We start from the raw sequence: 26,132 nt of genomic DNA on the forward strand, positions 1-26,132 counted from the left end.
TATGCGAGTTAAAGGAATATCGGAGCTGGCGAAGGACCGCCTGTTTCTTCTAGTTCTCATCGTACCCGCTTTGGCGATGCTGCTGTTCACGATCGGGATTCCCATCGTGAAATCGATTTACATGAGCTTCTTTAAGGTCACACTGCTCAGTATGAAGAACCAGCCGTGGAACGATTTCGCCAACTATGCGGAGATTTTCAAAGACGGGGAGTTCTTCGAGGCTCTGCGTGTAACCTTGACGTACGTCGTCTGCATTGTCAGCGTGCAATTTGTACTGGGGATGTGTTTGGCCCTGCTGCTCAATGCCAACATTCGCTTCAAGAAGCTGTTCCGTACGCTTATTCTCATCCCATGGATTGTGCCGACGATCGTATCGGCACTCTTATGGATGTGGCTGTTTCAGCCGCAGTACGGACTCATCAACTACGTGCTGCAGCAGTTGCATCTCATCAGCAAGCCGCAGGATTGGCTGACCAATCTGGATCTGGCCTTGCCGGCCGTGATCGTAACGGCGCTGTGGCGGCAGCTTCCCTTCATGAGCACGATGCTCTTGGCGGGAATGCAGGGGATCTCCGAGGATATGTATGAAGCCGCACGAATCGACGGCGCCAACCGGAGGCAGCTTTTATTGTATATTACGCTGCCTATGCTCAAAAACAATATCAAAACCATCACTTTAATCTCGATCATCGAGAACTTCAAAATGTTCCCGCTGTTCTGGATTATGACAGGCGGCGGCCCGCTGAACACGACGACTACGCTTGCGATATACAGCTATAAAGCCGCCTTCGTCCAGCTGAATTTAGGCAAAGGCGCTGCAATCGGCGCCGTGTGGCTTATCATCATGCTGCTGATCTCCATGCTCTACAACAAGCTGTTCTCATTGGGCGAGGAACCCGCTGCAGGAAGGAGGAACAGCTATGCCAAGTCCAAGCCGGTCAAGCAAAAACACGCTGCATAATACGGGACAATATGTAGGCTTATTCGTATTCGTCTTATTTCTCATCTTTCCGCTGTACTGGATGTTCGTGACTTCATTCAAGGACAACTCCGTGCTATTCCAAATTCCGCCGGAGTGGGTGCCGTCGAAGCCCGTTATGTCGCACTATGTGAAGCTGCTGTCCGATAACGTGTTTCTGATCTATTACCGTAACAGCCTGTTGGTCAGCGGAAGCACAACGCTGGTGACTCTGCTCTTCGCAATGTTCGCCGGCTACGGGTTCTCCCGCTTTCATTTTAAATTCAAAAATGCCATCATGTTCTCGCTCTTATCGACGCAGATGCTGCCTGTCGTCTCTCTGCTCATTGCGCTTTATGCGATGTACAAGTCGTACGGGCTGTTAAATACGCATTTGGGACTCATTATCGCCCTGACGACAGCATCCCTGCCCTTCTCGATCTGGATGATCAAGGTTTTCTTCGACAACATCCCGCACTCGCTGGAGGAAGCGGCAAAAATCGATGGATGCAGCCGGTTCGGCATCTTATTCCGTATCATTTTCCCGTTGTCGAAGCCCGGCATTTTCTCCGTCGGCATTTATACGTTCATTTTGTCATGGGATGATTTGCTGTACTCCTTGACGCTCATCAATAAGGATCACCTTCGCACACTGAACCCCGGCATATCCATCCGGTATATGGGTGAAGTCGCTTATGATTGGGCTAACATTATGACGGTTTGCGTCACGGCGACGATCCCGATTGTTATCTTATTCTTGTTTTTCCAGAAATATATGGTCGCCGGACTAACGGCCGGTGCTGTGAAAGAATAGCAAAAAGCCTGCCTCCCTAATCGGAGACAGGCTCTTAGCCTTATTTACCCAGCAGCTCCAGATGTCTGCCGATATGTTTGCGAAGACCTTCGGCGAACACCTCTTCCTGCTCGGCCATCGTTTGGAAGAACTCATCCGCGAACGTTTTGCTGCCATCTGCATTCTTCGCTTGCAGCAGCAAACCGTACGTGATGTGCAGCAACTGACGGGCGTTGTTTTCTTCCATGTAATTCGGCAGATCGCTATCCGACACTTCGGCGAGCGGAACGATTGCATCGATGTCTGTCGTTACATGGTAGTAAGCCGTCGCCTCGGAGAAATGCTCCAACGCGTATTGATGCATGCGGCGGTATAGCGACGGGTTTACTTTCGCTACGACGCGTACGGCTTCAAGCCAGTTCGTGCCGGCTGTTTTGATATGGAACAGACCTTTCGTGTATTGCCCGATGAGCGGGAATACGCTGAATTTGTCACTGCCGGAGTGAATGCTCAGCTTATATTCGAAATGCACGGCAATCGCGGCATGGCTCGCAAGCTCACGCTCGAATTGCGCGATATCGCCGATATAGTCGATTCCCTTCTGGAACTCTCCGCAGAAACGCGGCGCCATGCTGAAGATCTTCACGCCGCGGTCGCGAAGCTCGTTCGCTACCAGGTAATGCGCTTCCGGCGATGTCGGCGTAGCCGTCTCGTCGATTGAAATTTCAAAATCAACCGCGCGGTCCAGCGTCGCAATATATTTGCGGTAAATAGCTTCCATGAAGTTGATTGCCGCATCATAGATCAGAACGTCCTTCTGGAGCGCCTCGCGTGTGTAGTTCAGTGCCGCACCCGGAACGTTAGCCGGTGTCTCCAGGTAGCGCTTCTCATAGTGCTCGCGCAAGCTCGCAGGAAGCTGCTCGTATTTGGCGGATACTTCAGCCGCGGATAAGCCTTCGATCGTATTGTCGATATTCTCGGAGCAATCGAGCGTCAGCATCGTGAAGCCGAGGCGAAGCGCGTATTCAATGTCTTCTTCTTTCTTCAAGTGGTCGCCGTCTGCGCCATATCCATCTTTGTAGCCTTCTTGGAACACGGCGTAAGCCGCTGCATCCAAGACGTCTTCGTAGGTTCTGCCTGTCAGCGCAAGCTCTCGGATACTTTGTTGAGCCAGCACAGGACGAATGTCTTTGCCGCGGATCGTTTGGATGTGACCAGGGCTTGCAATGCCGAGACGGTCGCCGAGACCCATCGTCGCGACTTGCGTTCCGAATGCTTGCGGAGCTGTATATGGAAGGAATTGGTTCAAAACAAGACGGTTAGCATGCGTCAATGGAGCTACTTTCGCGCCGTCTGTAACTTCTCCGTTCAATTGATCGAACAATTCGCCTTCACCGACAGCGACAATACGTTTGCCTGCCTCCGTGCGAACCATCAGAAGCGAAGTGCTGCCAACTTGCGTAAGGGATGCCTCGTATACTTTCACGCCCGGTGCCGAATATGTGGATAGATTGCCTGCTTGGATTGCGGCTATAAGTTCTTTCATTGTCTGTTCCTCCTTGTTTTTGCAAACGGTTGCTAAAATGGTATAGCTTTATCATATCGCAAGTTAGGAGCTTTTTCTCTTCATCTATTCCTATTTTCTGCAGAAACTATTCATATTTTTCACTCCAATCATGGTATACTTCTGTTAGTCCATTCGGTATGAAGGAGTCATTCTTATGCCCAGCACCGTCACTTTCGGCAATGAAGACGAAGGTCCGTTTTATATCCAGCATATCCACCGGTCCGGTTCTTTCGAACGAACGCAGCATATGCATGATATGTATGAGCTCTATTATTTATATGAGGGTGAGCGCATGTATTTCATTCGCGACCGCTCCTATCTAATTCTTCCGGGAGACTTGGTGCTCATCAACCGCCGGGAGCTTCATGCCACGTCGGATTCGGAACGGTTAGGCCATGCGCGTGTCGTCATGAATTTCAGCGAGAGTTATTTGGAGAGCGCCAAAGAGGACGCTCCTTTCCTGCTTGATGCCTTCACCGGGGCAACGCCCGTGCTGCGGCTGGATTTACCGACCCGGCGGTTCGTCGAGGACATTCTCGGCCAAATGATTCATGAAGCGAAGGAGACGCAGCTTGGACAATCCTTCGCCCTGCGGCATTATCTGATCGAGCTGCTGCTGTTCACTGCGCGCTTCGTGCACATGCATCCCGTCACGTCGCCCGAGCACGTCTCCCCGCTCCACCGGAAAATATCGACAATCGTGCGCCATATCAATACGCACTTCGCCGAACCTGTCCGGCTCGAGGAGCTTGCAGAACGCTTCGAGATCTCTCCCGCTTATCTGAGCCGGATGTTCAAGGAGATTACGGGCTTCTCGCTCGTCGAATACGTCAACCTCGTTCGCGTGCAGGAAGCGCAGCGTCTGCTGACCCAGACTAGGATGAAAGTCATCCTCATCGCCGAGCAGGTCGGCTTCGGCTCCCTGGTGCAGTTCGGCCGTGTGTTTCGTCACATCACGAAGACGACGCCGCTGCGCTACAGGCAATCGGCTAATTGACGTGTGATCTCGAGGGCGTTGTTGGGCTTAGCACTAGCCGATTGGATGCCGGCTTGGCCGGAGTGAGCGGTTGTATATGAAATATCATATACATTTCTCGTTTCGGCGCCGGAGTCGGTGCTTATTCCTCGCCCCGGCGCCCCCATCCCCCGAACACAAAAGGGACAGTACCTCCCCAGAGGCACTGTCCCTTCTTTTTTAACCGATCAATCGCAATAACCCTTTGTAGGCAATTTCCTCGAACTTCGCGATAACCTTCTCCCGGTCCATCGCCCAGCCGCAATCCTCCAGCGCGCACGCCACCGGCGCATCCAGACGGATGGTGGCCAGATCACGCGATAGGTGCAGCATGTCGAGCTCGGCTTCGATTTTGGCGCGAACGCCTTTGGGCAGCGAGGCCAAGTTCTCCAGAATGCCGCCGATATCCTGGTACTCGTTCAAAAGCTTAATCGCCGTTTTCTCACCGATACCTTTGACACCAGGATAATTATCCGCCGTATCGCCGGTTAAGCCTTTCAAGTCAATGATTTGCGCAGGCGTCAAGCTTTTCTCGGCCATCAGCGTTTCCAGCGTATAGACCATGTAATTGGAATGCCCTTTTTTCATAATGATGACTTCCGTGTTCTCATCGACAAGCTGGAGCATATCATGATCTCCCGTCAAAATTTGAACCTTCGTCAAAGGGCTGTATGTACGGGCTAACGTTCCGATGCAATCATCCGCTTCGTATCCGGCAACTCCGACATTCGGGATGTTGAAGCTGGCGGTTACCTCCTTAACCAGATCGAACTGCGGGATCAATTCATCCGGTGCAGGACCGCGGTTCGCTTTGTACGCATCGAACTTCTCGGTACGAAAGGTTTTGCTCCCCATATCCCAGCAGCACACCACATGAGACGGTTTGAACGTTTGTATCGCATCTAGGAAATATTTGAGGAAACCGTAAACGCCGTTAATCGGGACGCCATGATCTGTTTTCATAATATAACCGCTGGATGAAGTCGCATAATAGCCGCGAAATAATAAGGCCATGCCATCGACGAGCAGCACGGAGCCAGGTGAAGTTTCTGACAATCTAATCGCTCCTATCGCATCATAATATAGGTTAATTATAGCACGGCAGCCCGCTTCCCGGCACGCAAAAACCGCCATCAGTAAAAGTTACCAATGGCGGTTCATCCTTTTATCTACCTCAACGGCTCGTATGCCACTTAACCTCCTGCACGAATTGAGTCACCGACTCATTCAAGCGCGCAGAGATCTCATCATCCAGAATGGCTTGTCCCTGCTCGCCCCACGTGACCTGTTTATCCAGCACATAGACGCCCTGTAAAATATTTTGGGCACCTAACGCAGAGAGCACCGGCTTCAGCGCATAATCGATGGCCAGCAAGTGGGAAATCGTTCCGCCGACGGCAAGCGGCAGCACGATCTTATGCTCCAGCCCTTTCTGCGGAAGCAGGTCCAGGAACGCCTTCAGCACGCCGGTATAAGAAGCTTTGTAGATCGGCGTAGCTACCAGCACAGCATCCGCTGCGGCTACGAGCGCATTCGCATGCACGATCGCTTCGCTGTCAAACTTCGCATACAGCAAATCCTCTGCCGGAAGATCGCGCACTTTGATCCAATCCACGGTAAGACCGGCTTGCGTCAGCTGACTTTTTGCCACTTCAATCACCCCATGCAGCCGGGACGTAGGGGTTGGACTTCCGGAAATAATTACGATTTTGGCCATGAACTTCACTCTCCATTCGATTAGATGACAAAAGAGACTCCGCTACCTTTGTTCCATACAAAGTGGGAGTCTCCTGCTGTTCGGTCGACATTTTAATTCATAGTATTTAACTTGGAATTATCATACCACCACAGAATGAAAGCGTCAATTCCTTTTTAGTTAGAAGAAGTTCCAACCCGGCAGCCATCTTAAGAAAAAGGAATAGGTCGACGGAATGATCATCCCCGAAAGGATCGGGTAGAACAGTGCGAACATGACGAACACGGCAGCCAAATACCCGTATACCCATCTGCGCTTATGCAGATGCCCCTCTTCCATGTATTCTTTGATGTAATAAGTCAGCATGAGCACAAGGAACGGAACCATCGCGAAGTAGTGGTAGATGAATGTCAGCCTAGGTACGAGCATCCATGGCAAGTACTGCGAGCAGTACGCGATTAACAGCACGCGCAGCAGCTTGTCTCTCCGTTTGACCGCCACATAGAACGAGAGCAGCACGGCGGCGAAGCCGGGCCACCATACAAGCGGGTTACCGAACGAGACGATGCTGGAGAGCATGCCCTGCGGCATGAATTTCGCCTGGTAATACCAGATCGGACGCAGCATCAGCGGCCACTCCCACCATGGCGACGAGAATGGGTGCGTAGCGACGAGATCTTTGTGATATTTGTACATGTGAATCTGATAGGTCACGACATCTTTCAATTTATGCCCTGGTCCCGGCACCATCATGAACGGAATATAAGACAGCGTATAGATGCCTAACGGAATGATAACGAAAGTCAAGACACACCACAGCAGCGTGAAGAGCGTGTTTCGCGCGAACAGCTTCTGCACCATCTGCAGCCGGCTGCGCTCCTCTTCAGTCAGCGGCGGTTTCCTCGGCTCTTCCGGAGCCGAAAGCTCGTCGCCTTCAGGATCATGCGGCTGCTCCGCCTCCCGCAGCAACCGCCGGGCGAACCGGTATTCACCGTACCGCTCGATCAGCGACAAGAGCAGCAGCAGCGCAAGACCGGCGCCGCCGTAGATGACGATCCACTTGGAAGCGGCTCCGATGCCGAAGAACAAGCCGGAGAGTCCCAGCGGAATCAGCGTGGTCCACAGCTTATCGCGGTAAAAGCTGAGCGTCGTGTACCGGTACATGAAATAGAACATGAGCATGATGAAGAACACGCCATACACATCGATGGTCGCAATACGCGTCTGCGCAAAATGCATGAAATCGAACGTAAGCAGGAAGGCGGCAATGAAGGCATACTCGGACCGTCCGAACATGCGCTTCGCGAATAGGTAGATAACCGGAATCATCGCGACGCCGAACAACGTTCCGACAATGCGCCAGCCGAACGGATTCAAGCCGAAGATGTAGATGCCGACGGCCATCAGCACTTTGCCCAGCGGCGGATGCGTGCTCTCGTACGGTTCAATCTGGTGAATATGCTCATAGGCTGTTCTTGCATGATAAATCTCATCGAAATAAGTGCCGTTCATGTATGTAGGCGTATAAGGGACTACACCGGTCTCATCGAACAAATTCACCGGTTTTCCTTCATCCGCCGGGTTGATGTCCTGTTCCTGCACTTGTTGTACCGGCAGCAGCTCAGGGCTTCCGTCCCCGAATATGCCGATCTCGTGCAGGTGCAGCTGCGCGCTCTCTTGCCCGTCGATGACCAGCTTCACATAGCGCGCATCCTTCCTCGGTTCCACCGTGTTCCAGGTGAATACTTTGGTATGATCGGATTTGACTGTGATCTGATCGTGCCACTCTTGGCCGTCCTGGGAAAACCAGAAAGAGTACGAGCCCTCTCCCACACCGCCAAAGGTGTTAATACGGGTAATGTTATGCGAGCTGCCCAAATCGGCGATGACCGATTCGCCTGCGCTTGTCGGCTTCCAGAACGTCTCGGGAGCCTTATGACCGCCTAGATGAAACAAGGCGATAACAGAATAGACGACGACCAGTGCGCCGAGGTACAGCCAATCTTTTTTCGTAAAAAAGCGCCCCTTCGGGCTTCTCTCGACCCCGTCCCGGCTAGGTTGGAAGATGGCGTTCCAGCGCCCCTCCCTCATGTCCGGCGGTTGAGTCTTCCGAACAGGAACGTGATCCTCCTCGATCTTCGGTTCTTGATGTGATTGCACGAAAAGCCTCCATCCCAATATACAAGCATAGACCAATAATATAACATTAACTCCCGAAACGACCAGCATCAGCGGGTCATAACGCGGAATATGGTAATCCTGATGAAAGCTGCGCAGCAGCACATCGGCGATATTGATGAAATGCGTCAAGCTGAAACCGATGAATAAGCCCAAGATACGGCGGTCCCTCGTATAAACGAAGCTGAGCAGTGCCAGCAGCAAGCCGTAATGCAGGTAGCGCTCGTGCATTTTGGTCATACACATGAACACCGCTGTAATAAATAGAAACGCCACATACAATAGAGCTCCTCTTTGACCCTTGCTGCGTATGTATACATAGCATGAATACAAGATGGAGAGAACCATAAGCACGATGCCCAATCTCGCATAGGAAAGATGCAGGAAGCTCGTATTCATATCGATAAAATTACCGCCGAGCAGCGCCATCAGATTAAAGGCATTCAAAGAGGCATAAGGGTATGACGCCAATGTCCCCGAGTACAGCCCGATCAGCCAGCCGTAGCCTCTTCCGATGGCAAATGGCAGAGAGATGACGGCAACCGTCGTCAACCCGCTCAGAACGCTGAGCAGCAGAACCATCAGGTTCCGCTTGCGGATGACGTCGATCAGCAGAAAAATGCCGAAGAGCAGCGCCTGCGGCTTCAACAGCAGCGCCAATGCGATGCAGACCGAGGCCTGCGGAAGCTTCCCCCGCTGTTGAAGCAGGAAGGTCGCTGCAATAAACAGCATGAAGAACGAATCGACTTGTCCCCAGATCGCAGAGTTGGACCAGATCGCCGGATTAAAAGCAAACCATGCCGCAATGCCCATCGCTTGCAGCCAGGTGCGCGCTCCCTCATTGCGGTTAACGGCCAGCCGGAACAACAGGATGACAGTCCCCATGTCCGCCAGAATGGCAGGCAATTTCAGCAGGAGAAGAGAGGCTCCGCTCTCCCACGGGATCGAAAGCTTATGATGAAGCAAGCCTATGAGATACAGGACATACATATACCCGGGCGGGTAATCCAGGAAATAGTCTTTGGCGTTCGTATACATGCCGGATAAGCCAACTGTATAAGCTCTGTCAGCCCACGCCAGGAAGGTGCGAACATCCGTGTCGTAGCCGATCCAGATGGGAGCCAGGTATAGTCTTAAGTATAGCGCTGTCAATAGCAATAAACCGAGAAGTAACAATTTGTAAGGGGCTTCCCCCGCTTGCTTGAACCAGCTTACCATGCGACATCTCCTTAGATATAGACTATTACCATTATACTCGTCCACACTATAGCAGAAAAGGAAAAAAGCACCGACCGGCTTGGTCAGTGCTTAGGTTCAAGCTTCTCGATGCGCTCGCAAATTTCATGCAGCCATTCGTAGTCGCTGGTCAGCGAGGCGCACAGCGATAAATTTTCCAGCTTTATTCGCATCCAGACATAGGTCGCGTTCGCTTCCATGCACAGCATCAGCTCATCCTGCTCTGCTTTGGTTAACTCCCGCTTCTTGCGCAAAGTCCATAACTCCGCCATACGTTGATGAACGGCCAACATGGTTCCATGACCCTCCTGCTACTGTAATTGCTGTCATTATGCAGTATGGACAAAGTTGACGTGGCTGAAACCACCTGCGCTTTTCGTCTTTAATTAAAAAAGGAACGGAGCAGGGCTTGTACCCTGTTGCGTTCCTTTTTTCTTACATGAATTAAGGGATGTGGATAACGGAGATTCTGTCGATTGGGATGAAGAATACAGTTCCACCTGTGCTAGCCATTACAAGATTACCATTTTCAATACCTAGGAATCTACCAGTGTGGTTCGGAGTAGTACCTGCATGAACAGTGATTACAGTGCCAAGGCTGATACGAGCCAAAGTAGCATATACGGAGCAACTCATCGTTTTCTCCTCCTTTCAAACTTTATACGATATCGTATTCTAGCTTTCATAATTTGGTATAGACAAATGGTAGTAGGAATTCGTATATTTCCAAAAAAACAAAAAAAACTTTCTAGCTCACACATTGTGAGATAGAAAGTTTTTCAGTTACAAGCCTATGCGGTAGATTCTTCCTGCTCCGATTCGTTGTTCGCCGAATCCGTGCCCTCAAGGAAGAATTGCACCAGCTTCACATGCTTTTTCAACGATTTCTCGTGAATCAGGTTAATCTTGCCGTTATCCAGCGAACCGAAGACATAGATCAATTCCTCATTCTCATGGGACCAGTCGAAGCCTTCCAAAATTTGCAGGCATTCCGTCCAATCCTCGTTATACTGTCCGTTCGGGAATAAGAACCGGTTCGCATAGAGCGCGATGCTTTCCTGAATGACGCGGTTCGCCGACGTATATTGCGCAAGCCCCGGCTGCTCCGGCATCATCGGCAGCAGTGTGTTGAAGAATTGGTGCAAAATTTCAACGTACGTCGACGGATCGTGGCGAATTTTGCGCTGCAGCTCGTAAGATGGCTGCATCCGCCCCGAGAACAGCATCGTAGCTGTCGCGTACAACCAACTGAAACAAGTAAAGTTGCGGTTGAACGACGTCAAATTGCTGCGGCGCTCCACACCGACCGCTTTCAAGTACACGTTATGATCAACAACCTGTTGAATCACGAGATTGAGCGGATCGATGGAATCGAAGGAATGGCCCAGCTCCTTGCTGACCAACTGCACTTTGGAGTTGATATCTCCGAACAATTGCTGCTCTTCTTCTTCCGTCAAGCCGATATAGATTTGCACGGCGAGCTGCGTTTCCATCAAATCCAGACGTCTGCTCTCCAATTGATTAATGGTGCCTTCAGTTTCCTCGACTTCCTGACGGATATCGGTATCCTCAGGAGCCTTGCGCTGCTTGATCTTAAGCAGTACCAGCTTCTTCTCGTAGCGCCGGACTTCCTTCTGCATTTGCTCATTCACATAGCCGAGAGCCAGAATCCGGTGCTGACCGTCCAGAATCGACAGCTTCGAGCCATGCTTCAGCAGGAATTCCTTCTCCCCTTTGGACAACTGATTCACTTCCCGCAAGGACAAGGTAACAGGACCGAAGAACACATGATCCAGCTCGCGCTCCTGCAGGTACGTCGAGATTTTGCGCCTTTGCATATTGCTGAGCTTGCGCTGTACCATCGGATCGATCATCGTATAATTGAGCAAGTCCTGCACACGCAAGGCTACGGTAGCCAGACCGAATTTCTCGCAAAACGGATGAATCGTCATTTTCAGGCGTAATCCTTCCATTAGCCCACGTCCTCCTTATCGCTGATCAGGAATGCATTCTGTTCTTGATAGAAGCTTTTGATGTAATTGTATGCTTTCATAATACGGGTCCGTCTAGGCAAACGATCCTTCTCGTCCCCGGCATAGATCGCGTTCCAATTCACATGCGGCAAAATTTTGAGCGCATGCTCAAGCGCGTAACGGTTGAACTTGCCTGTCTTCGTCGCTTCGTCGTGAATGAACAACGCTAAAGCGATTTGAATGTTCTCCGACCAGACCAGCTCGCCTTTGGCCGGCGCCTCCAAATAATTCAGCAGTCCGTTGAAGTAAGTGCCGGCTAAGGCTACTAACTCCTGCAGGTCTTTCTCTTCATACTGGTAGCCGTTGTTGCGGGCGGCCGACTTCATTCTTCCTTCGAACAGCGCGACCAGAATTTCGATCAGCAGATGATAGGAGAACAAGTACTCCGGCGATTTGCCGCGTTCCGAGAACATATCCACCGTAAGCTTCTGCATCGCAGGCGCTTTGGAAGCAAGCTCCGTTGCCGCAACGTGATAAAATCTCCGCTGGTCGCGAAGCACGGCCAGATTGCCGCCGAGCTTGCGCGGAAGTTTGTTGATATCCGAGAACAGCTGGCGCTCCTGACGAGCGTTGATGTCCAGATAAGTCATTGTCGAAATCGGGAATGCGTACAAACGGCGCAGTTTCTCCGTGATCTCTTCCATCTTGTCATATTCGCGGCGATCCTTGGCCCGGGCCATCTGGCTTTGCAGATTTTCCATGATGCGCTGGAACGCTGCCAGCCTGTGCTGGCCATCGACAACGTACAATTTCTCAATTGGCTGCAAGCGAAGCGCTTGCAAGTCTTCATCATATTGTCCGGCGCCTCGGGCCGAGAAAATAATGCCTGGGAAATAGATCGGTTGGCGATCTTCCAAATACAGATTCACATAATCGATGAGTTTAGAAAGATTGCGCGGAATAATCGCACGCTGAACTTCTAAATCAACTTCATAGAGTGAAAACAACTTACTCATAGGCAATGTAGCGGCAATTGTCGCCTGCCCGAATGTCTGCCCCAATACTCCGGGAATTTCTACGTACGAAGATGGTTTCTGTTCAGCTAGCAGTTCTGATAATGAGGAAATGGCATCCATATGCATACCCCTTTCAATTCATCAAATTTCTTGACACGATGATTTCATCTATCTCTCATTCTCCTATTTTTACCAAAATCTCAGACTTTCATTCTACGCTTCGCAGCCAATCGCCTATTCGCCTTGCCGCTTCCAGCAGTCTGGCCTCTTCCTGCACCAGCGCTATGCGCACAAAGCCTTCTCCCTCCGCACCAAACGCGTCGCCTGGTATAACGACAACACCTGCGCGAAACAGCATTTCCCGGGAAATTTGTCGAGAGGTCCATCCTTTTGGAATCGGTGCCCAGATGAACATGGTTGCCTTCGGCGGCGGTATGACCCAACCCGCTTCCTGTAGAGCCGAAATGAATACATTTCGTCTTCTTTCGTAAACAGCGGCAACGGAGTGATCGTTCTCCATATCTTCCTCTAATGCGGCGATGCCGGCCGCTTGAATGGCTCCAAATACGCCATAATCGATATTGGATTTCAGCGTTCTAAGAGCTTTCACCGCATCTGCATTTCCGGTCAGGAACGCGATTCGGCAACCTGCCATGTTGAAGCTTTTGGACAATGAATGAAACTCGACAGCAACCTCCTTAGCGCCTTCGATCTCCAAAATACTGATGGGCTTGTAGCCGTCAAAAGCCATTTCGGAGTAGGCAAGATCGTGTACGACAAGCAGCTCATGCTTCTTCGCATAGGCTATCAATCGCTCGAAGAAAGCGCGATCTGCAATTGCAGATAACGGATTGCTCGGGTAGTTAAGCAGGATGAATTTTGCCTTGGCAGCCACATCATCTGGAATGTCATCGAATTGGGGTAAAAAGTCGTTGGATGCGCGGAGGGGCAGCAAATAAGGCTCAACACCCGCCAGCGCGAGACTTGCCGAATATATGGGATAACCCGGATCAGGCACGATAGCGATATCGCCCGGATCGCAGAGAGAAAGCGCCAAGTGAGCAAGGCCGTCTTGCGAGCCCATCAATGTCAGGATTTCATTCTCGGGATTGAGTTCGACGCCGAACCGGTGCCGGTACCATTTGGCTACAGCTTCACGGAAAGCCAAGCTGCCTTCCGATGTCGGATAACCGTAGTTGGCCGGATTGCGCACAGCCTCGGTCATCGCCTCGATAATGCGTTCGGACGGGGGGAGATCAGGACTTCCTATACCTAAATCTATGACGTCTACCCCTTGGTTCATAACCTCTCGCTTCCATTCCGCCATTTCCGAAAAAATAGCAGAGCCTAGCTGATTTAAACGTTTGGATCCTTTAAATGTCATGGTTGTTATCCTCATTATGTTGGTTTGAACAGGTTCATCGGACTAATTGATAATGCCCGACTGATGAACGAGCCTTATCATATAAAGCAGGAACAGCACGAGCGCCAGATAAGCCGCTCCGAATTTCCAGCGGGTGGCAGCCGGAACTTCGTAGTATTGTTCCCCGATCCCTAGCGGCACGAAATCGACCTGCACTTGCAGACCTAAGTAGAAGCCTTCCTCTTTGTGCACGTGATCCACTTTGGTCAGATGCACTCGGCGAACGATCGATTGCTCCGGCAAATAAGCATGGCCCTCGAAGCCGATCCCTTGCCAGTACATGACGATCGTTTGGCGGCCGCCGCCATCCCCTTGCAGCTCCGAATAGGTCGTGAATTCAAGCTCGCGCGTATGATTCTCGCCGGGGATAATATAGCCCTGCTGAAGCAAATGGTCCGCTGCGAATTCGAAACGGGAGCCTACCGAGACCAGCTGCTCTTTATTTCTGTATTTGACATATTTTTTATACAAATCCCAGGCGAACATCGCCCAGATCGCGAAAAATATGAGTTGATTGACGTAATAGTCTAAATAAAAAATAAACACCAGACCGCCTATTAATCCGACTATCCACAACCAGCGGGTGACAGCGGTAACAATACGTCCTCCGTCGAGCGGATGGACCGGCAGTAAATTGATCAAATTCAAATAGAAAGCAGCATAGGCGACCGAAACGATTACAGGGGAGTCGAGATAGACGCCGAGCGCGAACGCCCCAACGCCGCCTACTGTCCCGAGCACAGGTCCGCCGATCCCGATAAAAGCTTCTGTGGCCGCATCCGTCGGATTCTTCTTCATGGTAATCAGCGCACCAAGAAACGGAATAAACACAGGCGCCGATACCGGAAGCCCTTTCAATTTGGCAGCCGCTACGTGCCCCAGCTCATGAATCAGGATCATAACGACGATCCCGATGGCGAATGGCAGCGGGGCGAGATAGGCGTAAGCCCAAATCGTAATAAACATCGAAATGACGGCCCCGCCAACCTTTCCTAACTTCAAAAATCCGAGAAGCAGCTTGCCTTGCGACAGCAAGACGGCTATAAAACCGCCAATGGCCAAGGGTGACTTCTTGCGCGATGGCTTCTTCTGATCTTCCACCTCACATCACCCCTTCGACCATACATCCTTGAACTCGTCTTCTTTGAATCCGACCGTGACCCGCGTGCCGTCCGTTACGATCGGACGCTTGATCAGTCTGCCGTTGGAAGCTAACAGCGCGAGCATTTGCTCTTCGGTCATGCCCGGAAGCTTGTCCTTCAAATTCATTTCCTTATAGACCTCACCGGATGTATTAAAAAATTTCTTGATAGGCAGCCCGCTGTCACGCAGCAGCTTGGCCAATTCCCCGGCGGTAGGCGGCGACTCGAATAGCGGAACGTTCTCCGTCACCTCGACGTTATGGGCCTGCATCCATTTCAGCATGCTGCGGCATGTCCCGCATTTATCGTAACAATATACTTTAACTCCCATGATGTAAGGGCTCCTTTGGGTTGACTTAGAGTTAGATTGAGGATCTATTTAAAATTTTGGGCTAAATAATAAGGAATGTCAAGTTATTCCAAAGAAAAACCACCCCTAAGAGATGGATGGTTGTGTGGTTGCGCTACTCATTGGTTTGCAGCCATGCTTGCAAGGCCGCCAAGTCGGCAGGCAGCGGGGCGTTAAACTCCGCCCATTCCCTTGTTCCGGGATGCACGAAGCCCAGCTTGTATGCATGCAGCGCCTGACGGTGAAGCAGCCGGCCCACCTCTTCCGCAGCTTGTCCCTGCTCGAATTGGGGCAGCGTGTACATCTTGTCTCCCAGCAGCGGATGCCCGAGATGTCTCATATGAACGCGAATCTGGTGCGTCCTTCCGGTCTCAAGCCAAATGCGGACAAGCGCTGCCTGTCCATACTGCTCTACGACTTCATAGTGCGTCACGGCCGAATAGCCGTCAGGCGTGACAATGCGAACATGCGGCTGCTCAGGATCCCGGTCGATCGGTTCATTGACCGTCCCCTTGCGATTAACGAAGCGCCCCCATACGAAGGCAAGATATTCTTTCTTCACTTGATGCTGGATCATCTGCTCGGATATCTGCTGGTGTACATACGGAGTTTTGGCGATGGCGAGCACCCCCGACGTTTCCTGATCCAGCCGGTGCACCGGCCGGAAGCGGCAAGTGATGCCGGCCTGCTGCCAATGATACACGACACCGTTGGCAATCGTGTTCATATAATGACCATGCGTCGGGTGCACGATGATGCCGGCATCCTTCGCCAAGATCAGCAAATGGTCATCCTCATGAAGAATGTGCAGAGGAAGGTCCTGAGGCAAAATATCCTCCGACTCTTCCTCTTCCATGCGAATTTCGACGCGGTCTCCCGCTTTGACTTTCACATTGATATATTGCCGGACCCCGTTCACCATAATCCCTTGCTCGGTCAGTTTGAGGCGGGACAGCAGCTTGCGTGAGACCATCAATCTTTTTTGCAGCACCGTCTTGAGGATGAAGCCTTCTTCCTCCGGCGGCACGATATACACTAGCGGCTCATAATAACTCATGATTTACGTCTGAACACCTCGGCGCTGCGCACATACTCCACATCAGCTATTCCCTCGCGGTGATTGGCTGTGCGGGCAATCGTAAAGAACAAGTCGGATAACCGGTTCAAATACCGGCGTACCTCCGGATTGATTTCCTGTGTGCGCGCCAGTGTAACGACCCGGCGTTCAGCCCGGCGGCATACCGTACGGCAAATGTGCAGCGTAGAGGAAACGGTTCCGCCTCCAGGCAGAATGAACCGTGTAATATCCGGCGTTTCCGCATCGTATTTATCGATCCAGGCCTCCAGCGCATCCACCATCGCCGCCGTCACCTTGTAAGGACGCAGCTCTTGCTTCAAGAGAGCGAGATCGGAGCCGCAGTCGAACAGCTCATGCTGAATTTGCAGCAAATCCGGCAGCAGATCGGGGTACTTGGCCGGATCCATGAAGCTCATCGCCTGGCCTACGTAGCAATTCAGTTCGTCCGTTGTGCCATAAGCTTCCACACGGGCATCATCTTTATCCACCCGGCCGCCGATAACTCCCGTTTGTCCGGCGTCGCCGGTGCGCGTATAAATTTTCATCCTTTAGCGTCCTCCCTTTGTTACGTTCATCATCTCATAAACGCGCTGCATATCCAAGTGATTCCGCACATGGTCGGCAAGCCTGTCGAAGGCAGCCTCCCTGCGCTCTTGGTACCGGAGGCCTCCGTGAACCGGCGCCAGCCCCTTCTGCAGCCGAATGCGGTTTAACCAAGCTCTGCGGAAATCGTCATTATGCAAAATACCATGAATATAGGTGCCCCATATTCGCCCCTCATCCACGACGGCACCGTCGCCATGGCTACTTGCAGGGTCTATATCCTGAGTATACGCCCTAATTTGAAAAGGAATAACGGCATTCTCCAAAAATCGCGTTCGCCCCATATGGATTTCATAGCCGTCTACGAACAGCTCGGAGCCATCCTCTGCGAAGAGCGGCGAGGTTCCCTGCACCCGCACCGTCCGCTTCTCGGCCGTAAACACCGTCTCTGTCGGCAGCAGGCCCAAGCCTTCAAGCTCCTTATGATCGGATTCGAAGCCTTGCGGATCGAGCAGCTTCTCCCCAAGCATCTGATAGCCTGCGCATATGCCGGCGATCCAGCCATGCTCCTCTCCGGCATAGGCCTTTAGGCGGTCAGCCAAACCGGACTCGGTCAAATATCTCAGATCGTCCATCGTGTTCTTACTGCCTGGCAGCAGCACAACATCAGGATTTCCCCACTCCGATAGGTGCGTAATATATCTGAAATGCACGTCGGGCTCTTCCTGCAGCGGATCGAAATCCGTAAAGTTAGATAACCGTGGCAAACGAATGACCGCAACATCCAACTGATCGGCGGATTTCTCTGGAAGGACCGCATTCCGCTTCTTCATGCGCTTCGCATCCAACGAAGCGGAATCCTCGTCCTCAATGCCAAGCTGCGGCAAGTACGGAATGACTCCGAGCACGGGCTTCCCCGTCCGCTCTTCCAGCCAATCCAACCCAGGCTTCAACAGGCTGACGTCGCCACGAAACTTATTGATGACGAAGCCTCGGACCCGTTCCCTCTCCTCCGGCGTCAAAATCTCGAGCGTCCCGACGATCGAGGCGAATACCCCTCCGCGATCGATGTCGGCGACGAGAATGACCGGTGCGTCGGCCCAAGCCGCCAGCCTCATATTGACGATATCGCGATCCTTCAAATTCACCTCGGCCGGACTGCCCGCTCCTTCCAGCACGACAATGTCATACACGCTGCGCAGCCGGCTCAGGGATTCCTTGACGATCGCTTCCGCCTGCGGAAGGTACGATTCGCGGTACGTTCTCGCATCCAGATCCGAATATGGCTTGCCGTGCACGACGACCTGTGCGACCATGTCTTGCTTCGGCTTCAACAGAATCGGGTTCATATCGGTTGTCGCCAGGATGCGGCACGCATCCGCCTGGACGCCCTGCGCCCGCCCGATCTCTCTCCCGTCATAAGTGACATAAGAGTTGAGGGACATGTTCTGCGACTTGAAGGGCGCGACCTGCCAGCCATCCTGCACAAGAATACGGCATAGGGCCGCCGTCAGAATACTTTTGCCGACATCCGAAGCGGTTCCTTGAACCATGAGTGTTGCCGCCCGTTCCCGATTAGGCATCATGTTCGCACCTCCGGTTCGCTGTCCGCACTTGCATCCAGTGTCAGGCGCAGCCCTTCAATTAAACGTTCATTATCTTCGCGCCGCCGGACCGCGACCCGGCAGTACCGTTCGTTCAAGCCCTCGAAGAGCGACGCGTCCCGAATGAGAATTCCTTGCTCGCCCATCAGCCGTTGGGCATGCTGAACCGTCAGTCCCAGCTTGGCCGGGAAGGAGAAGAGAAGATAATTGACTTCACCCGGCACAACCTCCAGACCCAATTGCTTGAGCCGGCCGGCGAGCCATGCCTTCTCTTCCTGCAGCCATAAACGGCTCGCTTGTTCGTAAGCCTCATCCTCGAGCACGGCGGCACCGATCCGCTGAGCCAAATAGTTGACGCTCCACTGCACCTGCTCCTGCCGGATTCGACGGATCGCATCGGGATGCGCAACCATGAAGCCAAGGCGAATGCCCGGAATCGAATAAAATTTGGTCATCGAACGGATGACAAACAGCCGGCGGTTGGCCGAAGCCGCTTGCAGCAAGGAATGCTCCTCTTCGTTCGGGATGAAATCCATGAACGCCTCATCCAGCACAACGCTGCGACCGCTTTGCACTAAGGCATTCAGCGTCGGGCGGGGAATCAGCCGGCCTGTCGGATTGTTCGGATGACCCAGGAATAACAGCTCGGCATGCTCATAAGCCGCCTCTACGTCCGCCTGCTGCAGCTCGAAGCCGTGTTCGGCCCGCAGCGGAATGCTGTACGTCCGGCCGCCCGCCTTGTGAACCGCTTCTTCATATTCGCTGAAAGACGGCCTTGCCAGTGCCGTTACGGCAGGCTTCAGCACCCTCGCCGTCAGGTCGATCAGCTCAGCCGCCCCGTTGCCGACCAGAATGCTCTCCATCGGGATTCGATATTTCTGCGACAGCTTGCTGCGCAGTTCGCGAACCGCAGGGTCCGGGTATTTCACAATATCCAGCCAAGCCTCCGACAAGATTTGTTTCACAACAGGGGGAGGGCCCAGCGGATTCATATTCGAGCTGAAATCGAGAAATTGCTCTTTGGGCCGGCCGAACGTTTCTTCGGCTGTCCACAGATCGCCTCCGTGCCCGTAACGCTCTAACATGCAGCAACCTCACCTTTCCTTATCAAATGCTGATCCAAATGCAAACGCCAAGCAGCAGAGCAGCTTCCAGCAGCTCATTCAAAGCCCCGTAGGTATCTCCGGTCAATCCGCCCAGTTGGCGGCTCATGTAGGCGGCGCCTGACCAGCCGGCCATGACCGTGACGAAGGCGAATACGGGCGGAACCGCCCACAAGAGCGGGCTCGAATCTATCCCTGTTCCTGCCGCTAGAAGCGTAGTAGTGAACAGTGCTACTACGAAGGAAACAGCCACATGGCGGCCCTTCACACTTTGGAATAAACTTCCAAGTCCAGATTCCTTCCGGGCGTAGGGCCACCAAGCGATCGCAGCTGCCATAAACCAGCGGCTCCAGACCGGCACGACGGCGAGCAAGAGCCAACCCGTCCCGTGAGCTGCAGCCGTCAGCAGCGAATAGAGCAGCGAGAACTTGAGCAGCAGCAGCAGCACGGCGGCGATAACGCCCATCGCCCCGACACGGCTGTCCTTCATAATCTCCAGCATCTGCTCGCGGGGCCTGTGGCTGAGTATACCGTCAGCGGTGTCCATCAGCCCATCCAGATGCAGGCCGCCGGTCAGGATGACCCAGAGCGCCAGAAGCAGCACGGCGGCGGGCATGGCCGGCAGGACGAGCATCAAAACTTTTGCCGCCAGCAGCAGCAATATGCCAATGACGCCTCCGGCAAGCGGGTAGAACATCACGCTCCGCCGGAAGACAGCGTCTGTATAATCGATTTGCACGGGAACCGGCAACCGGGTAAGAAATTGAAAGGCTGCGATGCAAGCACGCAGCCAATCTACAACCGTACGAGCCATATGCACAGCAATCCTCCCATCACGACGAAGCTGACGCCGTACAGCATGCGTACGGCGGTGACGATATCCCGCTGCGTCCGCGGCCGCAGCGGCCAGCCCATACGGGCGCGCTCGCTGGCCGCGCCGCCATAGACGTTCAGCCCGCCCAGCTCAATTCCGAGAGCCCCGGCGACAGCCGACTCCGGAATGCCGCTGTTCGGGCTGGGATGCAGGTGCGCGAAGCGGCGTATCGCCGCCGCTGCGCGCCTGCCCGAGAGGCCCGGCGACAGCAGGGCCACGAGAATGAGCAGCAGGCCCGTGAGCCGGGCCGGCAGCCAGTTCATGGCGTCGTCCCAGCGGGCCGACGCCCAGCCGAAATGACGGTAACGGTCATTTCGGTAGCCGACCATCGAATCCAGCGTATTCGATGCCCGGTACAGCATCGCGAGCGGCGCCCCGCCGATGAGCGCATAGAAGAGCGGCGAAATCACCGCATCGACGATGTTCTCCGACACGGTCTCCACGACCGCGCGTGTCAGCTCTTCCTCGCCGAGCGCTGCCGTATCGCGGCCTACGATGTAGCCGGTGTACTTGCGGGCGCCGGCCAGATCGCCTGTACGCAGCGGATGATAAACGAGATACGCCGCATCCTTCAAACCTTTGATCGCTATCGTTGTCGAGATCAGCCACGTGCTGACGGCGTAGCCCAGCCACACATGAACTTCCCGTGCAGCGAGCACAAGCAGCAGCACCGCGGCGAAGCTTAGCGCTACCGTCGAGACCGTCAGCACGACTCCTTTGGCCTTTTGCAGGGCAGGCCGGTCTCCGGCTACCCGCAGCCGGTCCTCGGACCTACGGATCCACCTGCCGATCCAAATGACAGGATGCGTCGGCCACTTCGGATCGCCGATGATCCAATCGATTGCGATGGCGGCGGCCGTCATGCAGACGAGTTCCTGCCAAGAGTATATCCATATCATCATTTACATTCACCGTTCCAGAAACGATTTACTTTCCCCCGGATGCGAGTCCAACCGGTAGGCTCTGCTTTTCAGCTCGATCGGGATACCCGCCGTCACAAGAAACACCTGCTCGCACACCTCGGCCATGCGCTGGTTCATTCGTCCGGCCAGGTCGCGGTAGATGCGGCCAAGCGGATATTCCGGCACGATGCCGTCTCCGACCTCGTTGGTCACCAGGACGAGCTGTCCGTTGTACATAGACACCGTGGCGGCAAGCTCCTCCACATGCTTCATGACGAGCGCCGAAGCATCCTGTTCGTGTTCATAGTGAAGCAGCCAATTGCTGAGCCATAGCGTTAAACAATCCACCAGCACGACGGCTTCCCCGCCGCGCTCATGAAGCTGCTGCAGAAGCGCCTGCAGCTCGTACGGTTCCTCCCGGGTATCCCACGGAAACCCGGAGAGAAGCCGCTGCTGCTTATGCAGCTGCACCCGCTCCCTCATCTCCTCATCGTAGATTTGAGAGGTGGCAATATATAATCCGCGCTCGGTTCCGTGCATCGCCAGCCTCTCGGCGAACGAGCTCTTGCCGCTGCGTGCGCCGCCCGTTACCAGTACCGCCATGCCGCTTTCGCCTCCTTCTCTTGTTTCCTGGGAGGAAACCTGCTGTTCTCCTGATGTTCTCCCGCTTTCCTGCCGCTTATGGCTACTCCCGCGACACGCCTGCGCTTTCGAAGGTCGCCATCTCCCTCATGATCTTGCCTGCGGCTTCGATCAAGTTAAAAGCAAGCACCGCGCCCGTTCCTTCGCCCAGCCGCATATCCATCTGCAGCATCGCCGAGAGGCCGACCGCTTCGAGCATGGCGGCATGGCCCTGCTCCTGCGACAAATGCGAGGCGAGCATATACGATGCGCTTCGAGGCGCGATCCGGCTCGCCACCAATGCCGCCGCCGACGAAATGAAGCCGTCGACGACAACCGGGCACCGGTTCTTCGCTGCGCCCAGAATAACCCCCACCAGTCCGGCGATCTCCAGCCCGCCGACTTTGCTCAGCACCTCTAGCGCGAAGTCTGCGCTATCTGAACCCGCCCCGGCCTGCTCCAGCTGCTCCGGGAGCAGTCCGTTCACGCTAAGCGCTCTGTTCACGACAGACTGCTTATGCAGCATCTTCGCGTCGTCGATGCCGGTTCCGCGGCCTACGGCGATTGCCGCCTCTGCGCCGGTCAGCGCGCACAGCATGGCTGCACTGGCCGTCGTATTGCCGATCCCCATCTCGCCTGTGGCGAAGAGACGGTAGCCGTTCTGCGCCAGCTCATCCACCAGCTGAACGCCGGCCTCAACCGCATGTACGGCCTCCTCCGGCGTCAGCGCCGCTTCCTTGGCCATGTTGCGCGTACCTTTCCTGACTTTGCGCGAAACGAGACCCGGATGCTCCAGATCGGCGTTAACGCCCATGTCCACGCACACCACATCCGCACCGGCATGACGCGCAAGCACATTGACTGCGGCGCCGCCCTGCAGGAAGTTCATGACCATCTGCGGTGTCACCTCCGCCGGGAACGCACTGATGCCTTCCTCGCACACGCCGTGATCGCCGGCCATCACAATGACCGCCTTCTGATCGAACACCGGCTTGATTTCTCCCGTAATTCCCGCAACCTGGCGGGCAATATCCTCCAATTTGCCGAGGCTGCCCTGCGGCTTGGTCAATTGATTCAAATGGTCGTTAGCCTGTTTCACGACGTCCAGATCGATAGGCTCGATTGCTTCAATAATCGCATTCAGTTTGCTCATCTCATCATTCATCCTCCGATTGGCTTCTCCACTATTTCCCCGGCTGCAGCAAAATTTGCGGCGCTTGGTTCACTGGATGCTGCAGAACGATAGGCTCTGTTCCGTATACTTTGGCAATCAACTCGCTCGTCATAATCTCGGCCGGTGTTCCAATGGCGGCAAGCGTTCCGTTATGTACGACCATCAGCCTTGTACAGTACTGGGCAGCCAAATTCAAATCATGCAGGACGGCGACGACCGTCAACTGCGATTCCTGCTGCCACTCCCGGATATAGTCCATCATTTGTACCTGATAGCCGATATCCAGGAACGTGGTCGGTTCGTCCAGCATGAGAAGCCGCGGCTGCTGCGCCATCACCTTCGCCAGCGCGACCCGCTGCCGCTCCCCTCCGCTGAGGCGCTCGATCGTACGCTCTACGAGCCCTTCCAAATGCAGCTTGCGGATAATTCCGGCAATCAAACCCTCCGCATCCGCGGTATCTTCGCTCAGCCAATTCTGGAACGGGTACCTCCCCATTTCCACCACTTCGCGAATGGTGAAGCCGATCGGCGGCAGCGCATCCTGCTGCAGGACGGCGAGCCACCTGGCCAGCTCCTTGCGAGAATACGAAGAAGCTGGGCGTCCGTCCAGATGGACCGAGCCTTTGGTGACCGGATCCACGCCCGAGAGCAGGCGAAGCAAGGTTGATTTCCCGCTGCCGTTAGGTCCGATGATACCGAAAAACTCGCCGTGCTTGACTTCGAAAGAAAGATTGGCCAGCACCTGCTGGGTATGAAAGTTTTGGGAAAGCTGCTCCACTTTAATCATGTGTTCAACCTCTTAACGTTTTCTTATCCTTATGTAGCAAATACGCAAAAAATGGCGCTCCCAGGAAGGCTGTAATCACACCTAACGGAATCTCCGTCGGACTAAGCAGCGTCCGTGCGAGCGTATCCGCCCAGAGCACATAAATGCCGCCGCCGATCGCCGACAGCGGAATAATGAGCCGGTAATCCGGGCCGGCCAGCAAGCGCACCAAGTGGGGGACGATAAGCCCCACGAATCCGATGACCCCGGCTACCGATACGGCGGCTGCCGTGATGAAGGTGGCAACGATAAGGACAATCAGCTTCGTCCGTTCAACATGCACACCCAGATGCGATGCCTGCCGCTCGCCGAGCGCCAGCAGGTTGAGCGACCTTGCATAGCCTAGCAGAATGATAAGTCCGATGAGCAAATACGGCGTAATAATCGTGATGTACGGCCATCCCCGCATGGCCAGGCTGCCCATTAGCCAGAAAATAATCTCATTGATGACCTGTTTGGAAATCGATACCATGAAGGAAACGATAGCGCCCAGAAAAGCCTGCATCACGACGCCGGAGAGAATGAGCGTCTCCATCTTCAATTTCCCGTCGATCTGTGCCAGCCTGAGAACGAGAAACAAAGAAATGAGCCCTGTCGCAAAAGCGACGATCGGGACCGTCCATTGACCGAACAAGGCCATCTGCAGCCCGAAATAGATTAGAAATGCCGCACCGACCGAAGCGCCCGAAGAAACGCCGAGCGCATAAGGATCGGCCAGCGGATTGCGGAGCACGCCTTGAAACGCCGCGCCGGCGACAGAGAGCGACGCTCCGACCAGAATGCCGAGCAGTACGCGCGGGAAGCGTACTTTATTAATGATTTGCTCCGCGGATTGCTCCCACGTGACAGGGATATAATCTCCAATCCACGGGATATGTTTACCGAGGATGCCGGCGATCTGCATCGCCGGAAGGCTGGCCGTCCCCAGCGATAAACTTCCCAGAATAGAAAGAAGAAGGAGTATCGCTCCTACTCCTCCCCACAGCATCAGTTTTCTTTTCATTTATTTCACCAGTTCGGGATAGATGCCTTTCGCCATTTCCAGCAGTCCGTCCGTCAATCTGGGACCCGGGCGGCTCAGCAGGTTCTGATCAAGGCCGATGACCTGCTTGTTCTTCACAGCATCAATCGCATCCCATCCGCTTCTCGTGCGAATGATTTCGTCAAGAGACTTCTTGCTCTTGCTGTCGATGACTCCGTTCGCGAACAGAATGACCGCCGGGTTCTGTGCGATAATTTTCTCTTCGCTGATTTGGTACCAGCCTTTCGTGTCGCTGGCTACGTTAATGCCGCCGGACAGCTTGATGAGCTCGTCCATGAATTCGCCGCTGCCGACTGTCCAGCCCGGGCTGAATTCAATGTATACTTTCTTCTTGTTCTCCTGCTTCACGTCTTTGACGGCATCGACAACCTTCTGACGGTCCGCTTTCATCTTAGCCACCAATTTCGCCGCTTGCTCCTGGCGATCTGTAATCAAGCCGTACGTTTCAATATTCGCCATCGCATCGTCCAGCGTTTTGGGCTCCACTTTGAACACATTGATGTTTAGTTGACGCAGCTTCTCAACCGTGTCCGCTTTCATCGAAACACCGGTAAACACGATGTTCGCACCAGATGCGATCAATGCTTCCTGATTCGGCTTCGTAATGCTGCCTAACTTGGGCTTCGACTTCGCCGCTTCCGGATAATCGTCGAAATCGGATACGCCTACGATGTTGGCTTCCAAGCCAAGCGCGAAGAGCGCCTCCGTTTCGGCCGGCGACACCGATGCAATCCGCTCAGGCGCCTTATCGAACGTAAACTCTTTACCCGTAGCATCCTTAATTTTGAGCGGATATGCCGTCTTCTTGGCCGCTGCCGGCGTTGCAGTCGCAACCGGCGCTTTCGTCGCCTCTCCGCCCAGCTTCGACGGGTTCGTAATCTCCGCTTCTTTCTGGCCGCAGGCCGCCAAACTAACCGCCGTCGTTAGAGCGACGGTGAGGACTAACGCTCTTCGCATCCATTTCTTTTGCTGCATAAGTAAACCCTCTTTCTTCTCTCGTGATATTCGAATAACCTCAA

At 53.8% G+C, this 26,132-nt stretch carries 24 protein-coding genes; 3 read left to right on the plus strand and 21 right to left on the minus strand.

All coding sequences use genetic code 11. The features are described 5' to 3' along the window. The first annotated feature begins 1 nt into the window (after position 1). Complete coding sequence (locus tag PUT07_RS04510) at positions 2-961, plus strand: carbohydrate ABC transporter permease (protein WP_274466596.1); 960 nt, start codon at positions 2-4, stop codon at positions 959-961. Continuing rightward, positions 921-1,772 (plus strand): carbohydrate ABC transporter permease, encoded by an 852-nt coding sequence (locus tag PUT07_RS04515; RefSeq protein WP_274466597.1) that lies wholly within the window; start codon positions 921-923, stop codon positions 1,770-1,772. Before PUT07_RS04510 ends, PUT07_RS04515 begins: the two co-directional genes overlap by 41 nt. Before the next feature lie 40 nt (positions 1,773-1,812). Here the strand turns inward: PUT07_RS04515 and PUT07_RS04520 are convergent, their stop codons facing one another. Further along, positions 1,813-3,297, minus strand: a complete 1,485-nt coding sequence (locus tag PUT07_RS04520) for a tagaturonate epimerase family protein (protein WP_274466599.1) — start codon at positions 3,295-3,297, stop codon at positions 1,813-1,815. Between the two features lie 175 nt (positions 3,298-3,472). Here PUT07_RS04520 and PUT07_RS04525 point away from each other — a divergent pair, with 175 nt between their 5' ends. Further along, complete coding sequence (locus PUT07_RS04525) at positions 3,473-4,315, plus strand: AraC family transcriptional regulator (protein ID WP_274466600.1); 843 nt, start codon at positions 3,473-3,475, stop codon at positions 4,313-4,315. A gap of 198 nt (positions 4,316-4,513) precedes the next feature. On the opposite strand, the gene PUT07_RS04530 is transcribed toward PUT07_RS04525, so the two are convergent. The 20 genes from PUT07_RS04530 to PUT07_RS04625 form a co-directional block, all read right to left on the minus strand. Further along, positions 4,514-5,389, minus strand: coding sequence for a 5'-3' exonuclease (locus tag PUT07_RS04530; RefSeq protein WP_274466601.1), 876 nt, complete (start codon positions 5,387-5,389; stop codon positions 4,514-4,516). A 118-nt stretch (positions 5,390-5,507) separates the two neighbouring features. Continuing rightward, positions 5,508-6,050 (minus strand): NADPH-dependent FMN reductase, encoded by a 543-nt coding sequence (ssuE, locus tag PUT07_RS04535; RefSeq protein WP_274466602.1) that lies wholly within the window; start codon positions 6,048-6,050, stop codon positions 5,508-5,510. Positions 6,051-6,209: 159 nt separating this feature from the next. Continuing rightward, complete coding sequence (locus tag PUT07_RS04540) at positions 6,210-9,425, minus strand: glycosyltransferase family 39 protein (protein WP_274466603.1); 3,216 nt, start codon at positions 9,423-9,425, stop codon at positions 6,210-6,212. An 83-nt stretch (positions 9,426-9,508) separates the two neighbouring features. Further along, entirely contained in the window at positions 9,509-9,736 is a 228-nt protein-coding gene (locus tag PUT07_RS04545) for a DUF7667 family protein (RefSeq protein WP_274466604.1), read from the minus strand. 498 nt (positions 9,737-10,234) lie between these two features. Further along, positions 10,235-11,416 carry a DNA sulfur modification protein DndB gene (locus PUT07_RS04550; RefSeq protein ID WP_274466605.1) on the minus strand — a complete coding sequence of 394 codons (1,182 nt, stop codon included), beginning with the start codon at positions 11,414-11,416 and terminating at the stop codon, positions 10,235-10,237. Continuing rightward, the gene (locus PUT07_RS04555) at positions 11,416-12,552 is read right to left on the minus strand and encodes a DNA sulfur modification protein DndB (protein WP_274466606.1); all 1,137 of its coding nucleotides are present in this window, start codon (positions 12,550-12,552) and stop codon (positions 11,416-11,418) included. Before PUT07_RS04555 ends, PUT07_RS04550 begins: the two co-directional genes overlap by 1 nt. 88 nt (positions 12,553-12,640) lie before the next feature. Further along, positions 12,641-13,816 (minus strand): LL-diaminopimelate aminotransferase, encoded by a 1,176-nt coding sequence (locus PUT07_RS04560; RefSeq protein WP_274466607.1) that lies wholly within the window; start codon positions 13,814-13,816, stop codon positions 12,641-12,643. Positions 13,817-13,858: 42 nt separating this feature from the next. Further along, positions 13,859-14,956: a site-2 protease family protein gene (locus tag PUT07_RS04565; protein ID WP_274466608.1), complete on the minus strand. Its 1,098-nt coding sequence runs from the start codon at positions 14,954-14,956 to the stop codon at positions 13,859-13,861. Between the two features lie 6 nt (positions 14,957-14,962). After that, entirely contained in the window at positions 14,963-15,328 is a 366-nt protein-coding gene (locus tag PUT07_RS04570) for an arsenate reductase family protein (RefSeq protein WP_379239612.1), read from the minus strand. A gap of 133 nt (positions 15,329-15,461) precedes the next feature. Further along, the gene (locus PUT07_RS04575) at positions 15,462-16,403 is read right to left on the minus strand and encodes an RluA family pseudouridine synthase (RefSeq protein WP_274466609.1); all 942 of its coding nucleotides are present in this window, start codon (positions 16,401-16,403) and stop codon (positions 15,462-15,464) included. After that, a complete protein-coding gene (locus PUT07_RS04580; protein ID WP_274466610.1) occupies positions 16,400-16,969 on the minus strand; it encodes a cob(I)yrinic acid a,c-diamide adenosyltransferase in 570 nt (189 codons plus the stop codon). The genes PUT07_RS04575 and PUT07_RS04580 overlap by 4 nt, the downstream gene beginning before the upstream one ends. Positions 16,970-16,972: 3 nt before the next feature. Next, positions 16,973-18,553 carry a cobyric acid synthase gene (locus tag PUT07_RS04585; protein ID WP_274466611.1) on the minus strand — a complete coding sequence of 527 codons (1,581 nt, stop codon included), beginning with the start codon at positions 18,551-18,553 and terminating at the stop codon, positions 16,973-16,975. Beyond that, a complete protein-coding gene (gene cobD, locus PUT07_RS04590) occupies positions 18,550-19,656 on the minus strand; it encodes a threonine-phosphate decarboxylase CobD (protein WP_274466612.1) in 1,107 nt (368 codons plus the stop codon). The genes PUT07_RS04585 and cobD overlap by 4 nt, the downstream gene beginning before the upstream one ends. Positions 19,657-19,678: 22 nt before the next feature. Then, positions 19,679-20,488, minus strand: a complete 810-nt coding sequence (gene cobS / locus PUT07_RS04595; RefSeq protein ID WP_274466614.1) for an adenosylcobinamide-GDP ribazoletransferase — start codon at positions 20,486-20,488, stop codon at positions 19,679-19,681. Next, positions 20,470-21,411 (minus strand): adenosylcobinamide-phosphate synthase CbiB, encoded by a 942-nt coding sequence (gene cbiB, locus PUT07_RS04600; RefSeq protein WP_274466615.1) that lies wholly within the window; start codon positions 21,409-21,411, stop codon positions 20,470-20,472. Before cbiB ends, cobS begins: the two co-directional genes overlap by 19 nt. A 45-nt stretch (positions 21,412-21,456) precedes the next feature. Further along, positions 21,457-22,053, minus strand: coding sequence for a bifunctional adenosylcobinamide kinase/adenosylcobinamide-phosphate guanylyltransferase (gene cobU, locus PUT07_RS04605; protein ID WP_274466616.1), 597 nt, complete (start codon positions 22,051-22,053; stop codon positions 21,457-21,459). Positions 22,054-22,135: 82 nt separating this feature from the next. Then, complete coding sequence (cobT, locus tag PUT07_RS04610; RefSeq protein ID WP_274466617.1) at positions 22,136-23,224, minus strand: nicotinate-nucleotide--dimethylbenzimidazole phosphoribosyltransferase; 1,089 nt, start codon at positions 23,222-23,224, stop codon at positions 22,136-22,138. A 31-nt stretch (positions 23,225-23,255) separates the two neighbouring features. Beyond that, complete coding sequence (locus PUT07_RS04615) at positions 23,256-24,032, minus strand: ABC transporter ATP-binding protein (RefSeq protein ID WP_274466618.1); 777 nt, start codon at positions 24,030-24,032, stop codon at positions 23,256-23,258. Between the two features lie 4 nt (positions 24,033-24,036). After that, positions 24,037-25,074, minus strand: coding sequence for a FecCD family ABC transporter permease (locus tag PUT07_RS04620; protein ID WP_274466619.1), 1,038 nt, complete (start codon positions 25,072-25,074; stop codon positions 24,037-24,039). Further along, positions 25,075-26,088, minus strand: coding sequence for an ABC transporter substrate-binding protein (locus PUT07_RS04625; protein WP_274466621.1), 1,014 nt, complete (start codon positions 26,086-26,088; stop codon positions 25,075-25,077). Positions 26,089-26,132 lie beyond the last annotated feature (44 nt).

It is taken from the genome of Paenibacillus sp. MAHUQ-63 (genome assembly GCF_028765165.1).
Taxonomy (GTDB): domain Bacteria; phylum Bacillota; class Bacilli; order Paenibacillales; family NBRC-103111; genus Paenibacillus_E.